This window comes from Nonomuraea lactucae, assembly GCF_003313395.1.
In the GTDB taxonomy this organism is placed as follows: Bacteria; Actinomycetota; Actinomycetes; order Streptosporangiales; family Streptosporangiaceae; genus Nonomuraea; species Nonomuraea lactucae.
Map to the genome: position 1 here is coordinate 1 of NZ_QNFZ01000193.1, position 3,804 is coordinate 3,804.

At 72.7% G+C, this 3,804-nt stretch carries 4 protein-coding genes; 1 reads left to right on the forward strand and 3 read right to left on the reverse strand.

What is annotated here, in order from left to right; translation table 11 throughout:
* Positions 1-438 (forward strand): AAA domain-containing protein (locus tag DQW85_RS12250; RefSeq protein ID WP_338043378.1); only part of this gene is annotated, 438 nt, incomplete at its 5' end.
* A 27-nt stretch (positions 439-465) separates the two neighbouring features.
* Here the strand turns inward: DQW85_RS12250 and DQW85_RS12255 are convergent.
* From DQW85_RS12255 to DQW85_RS12265, 3 genes are all read right to left on the reverse strand, one after another.
* Positions 466-930: an HIT family protein gene (locus DQW85_RS12255; RefSeq protein ID WP_240197113.1), complete on the reverse strand. Its 465-nt coding sequence runs from the start codon at positions 928-930 to the stop codon at positions 466-468.
* A 115-nt stretch (positions 931-1,045) separates the two neighbouring features.
* Positions 1,046-2,587: an FAD-dependent oxidoreductase gene (locus DQW85_RS12260; RefSeq protein WP_240197114.1), complete on the reverse strand. Its 1,542-nt coding sequence runs from the start codon at positions 2,585-2,587 to the stop codon at positions 1,046-1,048.
* 155 nt (positions 2,588-2,742) lie between these two features.
* Complete coding sequence (locus DQW85_RS12265; RefSeq protein ID WP_113700449.1) at positions 2,743-3,672, reverse strand: GNAT family N-acetyltransferase; 930 nt, start codon at positions 3,670-3,672, stop codon at positions 2,743-2,745.
* Positions 3,673-3,804 lie beyond the last annotated feature (132 nt).

The window sequence follows — 3,804 nt, forward strand, 5'->3', positions numbered from 1 at the left end:
CTGGCGGCGCGGCTGCTGCAGCGCGGCGCGGTGGCGGCCTCGGAGCAGGGCGAGCGGCCCGTGACGGCCGACCGGATCGCGGTGGGCGCGGCGCACCGCGACCAGGTGGCGGCGATCAGGAACGCCGGGCTGCCGCCGGAGATCACCGTGGACACGGCCAACCGGCTGCAGGGCCGCGAGTACGACGTGACGATCGTGCTGCACCCCTTGTCGGGCCGCCGGGACGCCACCGCGTTCCACCTGGAGTCGGGGCGGCTGTGCGTGCTGGCCTCCCGGCACCGGCACGCGTGCGTGGTGGTGGCCAGGGCGGGCATCGCCGAGCTCCTCGACGCCCACCCGTCGGCGGAGCCGGTGCAGCTCGGCGTGCCGGTGAAGTTCCCGGACGGCTGGGAGGCCAACCAGTCGGTGCTGGACCACCTGGCGGCGCACCGCGTCTAGAGACGTTCAGGGCCCCGGGACCGATCGTCATGCGTCCGGGCACGCCGCGACGTCATGCCGTACGGTCCGGGCTTCCGGGCCGCCTGGCGAGTTGATCGCATCCCGCAGCAGTGACGCGTCGTGATCCAGCAGACGGCGTCCTCTGGCGATCGGGGTCACGTCGAGCCGGAACGCGTCCCCCTCGTGACGCGGGAACACGTGCAGATGCACGTGGAAGACCTGCTGGAACGCCGCCTCGCCATCGGCGAGGAAGACGTTGACGCCCTCGCAGCGCAACCCTGAGCGCCGCAGTGCACGCGCCAGCCGGTGGCCGATCCGCCACATGTGGATCCCGGTCGCCTCGTCCAGGTCCTCCAGCCCCACGGCATGGATCCGCGGGATGATGAGCGTGTCCCCCGGAGCAACGGGATTGATGTCCATGATCGCCATTACCAGATCATCCTGGTATGGCACGCTCGCTTCCGCTCGGCCCGCCATGATGTCGCAGAACACGCAGGAGTGGCCGGCTGGGACGCCCATGTACCCCATGGTTTCACCTTGCCCCCGACGGCCGAGCTGCCCGGCCGGCTCGGGTACCAGTACGTGTAAGTCCTCGCGTCAACGCTCCTCACATGGGGCGGGGCTGAAGGGGGCGGTTGGCCGGGCCCTGGATGACCGAGCCGTCGGTGGCGAAGCGGGAACCGTGGCAGGGGCACTCCCATGCCAGTTCGGCGTCGTTGAACGCCACGATGCAGCCCAGGTGCGTGCAGGTGGCTGATAGCGCGTGCGGCGTGCCGCCCTCGTCGCGGTAGACCGCACACCGTTCGCCGTTCACTCTCACCACCGCGCCGGCGCCCGGGGCGATGTCGTCCACGGAGTCCGCGCGTGAACGCAACCGGTCGCCGATGAAGTGCCCGGCGGCCTTCGCCTGGGCCTTCAGCACCGGCGCCGCCTCCCGGAGGGGATGCAGACGCCGCGGATCGTACAGTCCGGCCCACGGCACCGGTTCGCCGGCGATCAGAGCGGCCAGCAGCAACCCTGACATGACGCCGTTGCTCATGCCCCAGCCACCGAAGCCGCCGGCCACGTACACGTGCTTGGCCACAGGATGCAGCCGGCCCACGTAGGGAATCCCGTCCGTGGTCCGATTGTCCTGAGCGGCCCATCGGTAGGCGATCTCCTTCACGCCGAACCGCTGCCGCGTCCAGGCGATGAGCCGGTCATACCGGCCGCTGACCCCGCCGGCGCCTGGAGTGAAGGACTCGCCGGTGACGATGAGCAGCCGACGGCCTTCGGTGTACGGGGCGGTGCGCACCGAACGGATGTTGTCGGCCTGGGTGATGTACATGCCGTTCGGATCGTGGTCGGCGGGGATCGGGGCGGCGACCACGAGCTCGCGGTGCGGCACGAGCCGGGCGAACAGCAGCGCCCGGTCGAAGACCGGATAGTGGGTGGTCACCACCACGTCGGCGGCGGTGACGGTGGAGCCGGCCTCGGTCGTCAGGCGGCACGGTTCGCCCTCGTCCAGACCCACCACCCTCGTGCGTTCGTGAATGACGCTCCCGCCGGCGACGACGGCGCCGGCCAGGCCGAGCAGGTAGCGACGCGGGTGGAACTGCGCCTGCCGCTCGACCCGTACCGCGCCCGCGATGGGGAACGGCAGGCCCGTGCCGGTGACGAACGACGCGGGCAGGCCGGCGGACGTGGCGGCCTCCGCCTCCTCCTTGACCCGCTGGACCTGGTCGGCCGACTCGACATACGTGAAGGCCGGCAGCCGTTCGAGTTCGCAGTCGATGCCCAGCTCTCCGGCCGTACGCGCGAGGTGTTCGATCGCCTGCTGCTGTGACGTGGCGTACAGCCGCGCCGCGTCGGCCCCCCGCGACGAGCGGATGTCGGCGTAGACGAGCGTGTGCAGGGCGGACAGCTTCGCCGTCGTGTATCCGGTGACGCCGGCCGCGATCCGGTCCGCCTCCAGGACCGCCACCGACCGGCCCCCCCGCGCCAGCTCCCAGGCGGTCGACAGGCCCGCGATACCGCCGCCCACCACCGCCACATCGACCTGGACGTCAGCGGCCGGCAGCGGGTACGACGTCGGCTCGGTGGAGTCCATCCAGTACGACTCGGCCAGCCCTGGGATGTCCATGGTGACCGTGCTGCCCGTGACGGTCACCGCCACACCGCACCGGCGTGCGGTTCTTGCCGGGTGAGACCGGAGCCGTCCAGCCGCTTTCCCGTGATGCGCGCGGGCGATGGGGGAATCGACGCCGGCATCCCAGGTGATACGCCCGGCCGCATCGGCCACCGCCCGCAGCGCCGCCCACCGCGCTAGAGGCGGCGGCGCCAGACGTCGATGACCATGACCTTGCGCATGCCCGCCGACAGGTAGAGGCCGAGCGCCGGCGTGGTGTTGTTGGAGTCGACGTGCAGGATCGTGCCCTTGTGGCCGCGCGCGGCGTCGGCGGCGAACGCGTGCCGCAGCAGGAACCCGCCGAGCCCCCTCCCCCGGTAGGCGGGCAGGACGGCGAGCGTGGCGACGTATCCGCAGCCCTCGTCGGAGACGAACTGGTCGTTGCAGACGAGCAGCCCCGCGGGGCGGCCGTCGATCCGGGCGAGGACCAGCCGGCTCCAGTCGGTGGTGCTGCGCGACTGGCGGCGCGCGTACCAGTCGTCGTAGGCGGCCGGGACGAAGCCGAAGTGTTCGGCGAACCCCTCCTGGTGGACCCGGTGGGCCTCCCGGCGCACCTCGTCGCTCTCGCCGGTGTGCAGGGTCACCCCCGGCGGCGGGACGGGCGGGTCGACCGGCCCGTCGAAGTCGGCGCGCAGCCGGTGGTAGCTGGTGCCCGGCTCGAACCCGTGCCGTGCGGCCAGCGCCCGCTTGGCCTCGTCGGCCCGGTGGACGCCGACGTCCACGGTGACGCTGTCGTGGCCGCGCTCGCGCCCGAGCTCGCGGGCCCTGCCGAGCACGGTGTCCCACAGCTCGCCGGCCACGTGCTCCGACCCCGGCCGGACGTACACGTCGATCTCCACGAGGTCGCTGCCGCCCTGCGCGAACGCCCAGGCCCAGCCGACCGGGCGGCCACCGGAGTCGTGCGCCAGCCAGCCGTCCCGGTCGAGGTCGAAGCCGGGCTCGGCCAGCTCGTCGGCGATGTCGTCGAGGGTCGCGTCGACCCTGCCGAGCACGGCCAGGTCACAGGCGGCCACCAGTTCGTGGATGGCGGCGGCGTCCTCGGCCCGCGGGCGTCTGAGGGATCCCATGTGGGGGATTGTGCACGGACCGGCGGCGGGCGCGCCTCCGGTTTTCTCCGCGGCTTTTCTCCGCCTCCTTCTCCGCCTCGCGCCCGATCAGGTGGCCGCCGCGGGGCCGACCGGCTGCTCGGCGGCGGGGGC